Here is a 4,517-nt window from a genome sequence, read left to right as displayed (position 1 = left end):
TGCTCGTCGTGGCGGTCGGCTCCGCCGGCAGGTCGCCTGGGCGCAGGGCGCCCTCTCTGCGCGAAGGGCGGGAGTCGGGCTGCCCGGGACCGACGTGACCTGGTGGGTCGGGGTGGGCACCGTCGTCGTGGCTGCGTGGCTGGTGGTGCGCTCCCTTCGGTGGGGTGGGCGCGGCGCCGGACCGCCTGGCGACCGGCGCTGGCCGTGGCGATCGGCTCGGCCGCGGTCCTGTCCGGCGGCCCGGTGCACGGTGCCCCGACCTCACCGGAGGACCGCGTGCTCCTCACGCCGTCCCCGGTGGGTGCCGTGCGCGAGTATGCCGGGCTGCGCGAAGGGGAGGCCGCCACCGCTCGCGCACAACGGGCCGCGACGGACCTCGTGCGGTCCGGCGGCCTGCAGCGGGACCACATCGTCATCGCCGTGCCGACCGGATCGGGGTGGATCAACCCCAACCTCGTGGCGGGTCTGGAGCGACGCTTCGGGTCGCGGGTCGCGACCGTCGGGATGCAGTACGACGACTCGCCGAGCTGGCTGGCCTACCTCGCCCACCGGGATGCTGCGGAGGAGGCGGCCGGCGAGATCTTCGACGCGGTGACCGCCCGGGTGGCGGCGCTGCCTGCCGATGCGCGGCCCCAGGTGCACGTCGTCGGCGAGAGCCTCGGGGCCACGGCCGGTCAGGCGATCTTCGCCGGCCCGGGGGCCGCACGCTCCCGGCAGGTGTGCTCGGTGCTGTGGACCGGCACGCCCGGCGGGCACCGCGTGGGGGCTGCCGCGCGAGGCGTCGGTGGCCCAACGCCGACGACCCCCGTCGTGCACGCCCTCGGTCCGCGATCTCGTCGTCCCCCGCCCCGGAGGGTGACCGCAGGTGGGTGCCGGTCGTGAGCGCGGTGCACGACGCGGCCGACTTCATCGGGTCGCTCGAGGTGCCCGACGGCAGCGGCCACCGCTACGGGGCGGACCAGGCCGAGCGGCTCGCGACGTGCTAGTCGACGACGTCGTAGGTCGTCACCGAGCCGGGCAGCACCGGCTCGTCCCAGTCGATGGCGCGGTGCGAGGTCGAGCGCAGCCACGCGAGAGCAGCCCGGATCGTGTGCTCGTGGCTGACGACGACGAGGTGGTCGGGCTGCTCGATGAGCGCGGGGGCGAACCACTCGCCCACCCGCTCGAAGACCTCCTGCATCGACTCGCCCCCGCCCCACCGCACCTCGCTGATGTGCTCGCCCTCGGGGACGGGCACGGAGCGAAGGGCGTCGGTCCGCTCTCCCTCGAGGTCGCCGAGCGCCTGCTCGCGCAACCCGGGCTCGTTGCGCACCGACGCGCTCCACCCCATGGGGCGCAGCGTGACGGAGATGATCTCGGCGGTCTGCAGCGTGCGCATGAGGTCGCTCGTCCACAGCTGCAGCGAGCGCTCGTCACGGGGACGGCCGAGCCGGGCCCCGAGGACCATGCCGGCTCGGGCCGCCTCGGCCCGGCCGGTGTCGGTGAGCAGGGCCTGGTTGGAGCCCCGGTGCGCACCCTGGACCAGGCCGTCGCGGTTCCACGTCGACTGCCCGTGTCGGACCAGGTGCACGTGCGTCGGGCTCACGGGACCCACGCTAGTGGTGATCCGTAGAGTGTCCGATCGTGAGCGGCCTCTTGATCACCGGAACCTCGTCCGACGCGGGCAAGTCGCTCGTCGTGACGGGTCTGTGCCGGGTACTGGCCCGCCGTGGGCTGGCCGTCGCGCCCTACAAGGCGCAGAACATGTCCAACCACTCAATGGTCTGCCGCGACGGCGCCGAGATCGGTCGCGCGCAGTACCTCCAGGCGCAGGCTGCGGGGGTCGAGGCGACGTCGGCGATGAACCCCGTGCTGCTCAAGCCCGGCAGCGACCGCCGCGCGCACGTCGTCGTGCGCGGTCGGCCCGCCGGTGAGCTGCAGGCCGGCGAGTACGCGACCGGGCGGGCTCATCTGGCACAGGCGGCCTTCGCCGCCTACGAGGAGCTCACGGCCGAGCACGACCTCGTCGTCTGCGAGGGCGCCGGCTCCCCCGCCGAGATCAACCTGCGGGCCGGTGACTACGTCAACCTCGGTCTGGCACAGCGCTTTTCGCTACCCACAGTCCTCGTGGGCGACATCGACCGCGGCGGCGTGCTCGCCGCGCTCTACGGCACGTGGGCGCTCGTGTCCGACGAGGACCGACCGCTGCTCGCGGCCTATGTCATCAACAAGTTCCGCGGTGACGCCTCGGTCCTCGAGCCGGGCCTGGCCGAGATCACCCGGCGCACCGGCATGCCCTCGCTCGGGGTGCTGCCGTGGCTGCAGGACGTGTGGCTCGACTCCGAGGACTCCCTGTCGATGGGCGCCTGGGGCGACGCCGAGGACGGCGTGCCCACCGACCGTCGCCTGTCGGTCGCGGTGGTCCGCCTGCCCCGCACCTCCAACGGGACCGACGTCGACGCCCTCGCGGCCGAGCCCGGCGTCGACGTGCGGATCACGGTCGATGCCGACGCGGTACGCGAGGCGACCTCGTGGTCCTGCCCGGCTCCCGCGCCACGACCTCCGACCTCGCCTGGCTGCGCCGCACCGGTCTGGCCGACGTCGTCCTCGAGCGGGCCGGCCGCGGAGCGCCCGTGCTCGGGATCTGCGGCGGCTACCAGATGCTCCTCGACGAGATCGTCGACGACGGTGTAGAGAGCACACCAGACGAAGGGGGCGAGACCGCCTCTGCCGCAACGGTCCCGGGCCTCGGCCTGCTGCCCGGTCGGGTCGTCTTCCACGAGGACAAGGTGCTGGCCCGGCCGAGCGGGAGCTGGCGCGGGCACCACGTCGAGGGCTACGAGATCCACCACGGTGTCGTCGAGCCGACCGGCGGCGAGGACTTCCCCGGCGGCCACGCGATCGGCCCGGTCCGCGGGTCCATCTGGCACGGCACCCTGGAGTGCGACGACTACCGGCGGGCCCTGCTCGACGACGTGGCCGCGACGACCGGGGCGCGGTGGTCCGCGGACCCGGGGGCCGCCCCCTTCGCCGCTCGTCGCGAGGGGATGATCGACATCCTCGCCGATGCCCTCGAGACGCACGTGGACGTCGACGCCATCATCGACCTGACCCGGGAGAAGCATTGAGCGACAACGCTGCTCGCACCATCCACGTCATCGGCATCGGGGCCGGCTCGCCCGAGCACGTGACCGCCGAGGCCGCCGCGGCGCTCGCCGAGGTCGACGTCTTCCTCGTCGCGGACAAGGGCGGGGCCAAGGACGAGCTGGTCGCGGTGCGCCGGGCGATCTGCGACCGCTTCATCCCCGCCGACCACGCCTACGAGTTCGTCACCGTGCCCGACCCGAAGCGCGGGCCGGACGCCGACCGCGACTCCGCGGAGTACGCGCAGGGGGTGCGCGACTGGCACGCCGCCCGCACCGACGCCTACGTGCAGATCATCGACGAGCTGCCCGCCGACGCGGTCGTGGGCTTCCTCGTGTGGGGCGACCCGGCCTTCTACGACAGCACGATCCGCATCGTCGACGCGATCGGTGAGCGGATCGCGACGCGGGTGCGGGTGATCCCGGGGATCTCGGCCTTCCAGACCCTCGCGGCCGCGCACGGCGTCGTGCTGCACCGCGTCGGCGAACCGGTGCACATCACGACCGGCCGCCGGCTCGTCGAGGAGTGGCGCGCGGCCGAGGCCGCCGACCTGACCCTCGGCACCGTCGTCGTCATGCTCGACGGGCACCTGCACTGCCGCGAGCTGGCCGACACCCACCCGGACACGGTGATCCACTGGGGTGCCTACGTCGGCATGCCGCAGCAGGAGCTGCGCTCCGGCCGCCTGGCCGATGTCATCGACGAGATCGTCGAGCTGCGGGCGCGCCTGCGCGAGACCCACGGCTGGGTCATGGACGTCTACGCGCTGACGCCCTAACCCTGCAAAACCCCAGGGTTTGCAGGGTTAGGGGGCCGCCAACTGCGCAGGACCCTAGGGTTTTGCGAAGTTGTCCGTGGGTCAGCGGGTACGGGCGGCGATGCGGCGCACGGCGAGGCCCTGCAGCACCATCGACGCGGCGAGGCAGGCGCCGACGCCCTCGCCCGAGCGCAGGCGCAGGTCGAGCAGCGGCTCGAGACCCAGCTCGCGCAGGACGAGCGCGTGGGCCCGCTCTCGGCTGACCTGTCCGGCGAGCAGGTATGCCTGGGCGGCCGGCTCGAGGCGCGCGGCGATGACGCCGGGCAACGACGCGGCGAGACCATCGAGCACGACGGGTGCGCCGGCGGCGCGGCCCGAGCGCCACGCCGGTCGAGCAGGGCGATCTCGGGTCCACCGACCATCGCGAGGAGGCGAAGGGGGTCCGACTCACCCCGCGTACGGGCGAGCGCGGCCGCGACGACGTCGCGCTTGCGCGCGACCATGTCGGCATCCGAACCGGAGCCCAGGCCGACCGCGTCCTGCGGCTCGAGGTCGAGGAGGGCACAGGCGAGGGCCGCGGCGACGGTCGTGTTGCCGACGCCGACCTCGCCCAGGCAGACCAGGCCGGAGGCCGCGG

General features: G+C 73.9%; 6 protein-coding genes and 1 pseudogene. 4 read left to right on the top strand and 3 right to left on the bottom strand.

From position 1 onward, the window contains the following. Window positions 1-135: 135 nt before the first annotated feature. Complete coding sequence (locus tag AC2W7J_RS16090; RefSeq protein ID WP_485983640.1) at window positions 136-882, top strand: alpha/beta-hydrolase family protein; 747 nt, start codon at window positions 136-138, stop codon at window positions 880-882. Window positions 883-982: 100 nt separating this feature from the next. On the opposite strand, the gene AC2W7J_RS16085 is transcribed toward AC2W7J_RS16090, so the two are convergent. Beyond that, window positions 983-1,585, bottom strand: a complete 603-nt coding sequence (locus AC2W7J_RS16085) for a histidine phosphatase family protein (RefSeq protein WP_485983638.1) — start codon at window positions 1,583-1,585, stop codon at window positions 983-985. Window positions 1,586-1,623: 38 nt separating this feature from the next. On the opposite strand from AC2W7J_RS16085, the gene AC2W7J_RS16080 reads away from it, so the two are divergent. Genes AC2W7J_RS16080 through cobF form a run of 3 tightly spaced genes read left to right on the top strand, consistent with a single transcriptional unit; the run spans window position 1,624 to window position 3,901 of the window. Further along, window positions 1,624-2,673: a cobyric acid synthase gene (locus AC2W7J_RS16080; protein WP_485983636.1), complete on the top strand. Its 1,050-nt coding sequence runs from the start codon at window positions 1,624-1,626 to the stop codon at window positions 2,671-2,673. Further along, a complete protein-coding gene (locus AC2W7J_RS16075; protein ID WP_485983642.1) occupies window positions 2,556-3,107 on the top strand; it encodes a hypothetical protein in 552 nt (183 codons plus the stop codon). The genes AC2W7J_RS16080 and AC2W7J_RS16075 overlap by 118 nt, the downstream gene beginning before the upstream one ends. Next, window positions 3,104-3,901 carry a precorrin-6A synthase (deacetylating) gene (gene cobF, locus AC2W7J_RS16070; RefSeq protein WP_485983634.1) on the top strand — a complete coding sequence of 266 codons (798 nt, stop codon included), beginning with the start codon at window positions 3,104-3,106 and terminating at the stop codon, window positions 3,899-3,901. The genes AC2W7J_RS16075 and cobF overlap by 4 nt, the downstream gene beginning before the upstream one ends. Before the next feature lie 81 nt (window positions 3,902-3,982). Here cobF and AC2W7J_RS16065 read toward each other — a convergent pair whose 3' ends face one another. Together AC2W7J_RS16065 and AC2W7J_RS16060 are read right to left on the bottom strand one after the other, a co-directional pair. Beyond that, window positions 3,983-4,231: a nicotinate-nucleotide--dimethylbenzimidazole phosphoribosyltransferase gene (locus AC2W7J_RS16065; protein WP_485983632.1), complete on the bottom strand. Its 249-nt coding sequence runs from the start codon at window positions 4,229-4,231 to the stop codon at window positions 3,983-3,985. Window positions 4,232-4,332: 101 nt separating this feature from the next. Continuing rightward, window positions 4,333-4,494: pseudogene (locus AC2W7J_RS16060) on the bottom strand (nicotinate-nucleotide--dimethylbenzimidazole phosphoribosyltransferase); the annotation flags it as partial. Between the last annotated feature and the right edge of the window lie 23 nt (window positions 4,495-4,517).

Source organism: Janibacter sp. CFPM2_SD2 (assembly GCF_057364645.1).
The sequence above is the reverse complement of the archived record's forward strand: the minus strand, read 5'-3'. Positions and strand labels throughout refer to the sequence as shown.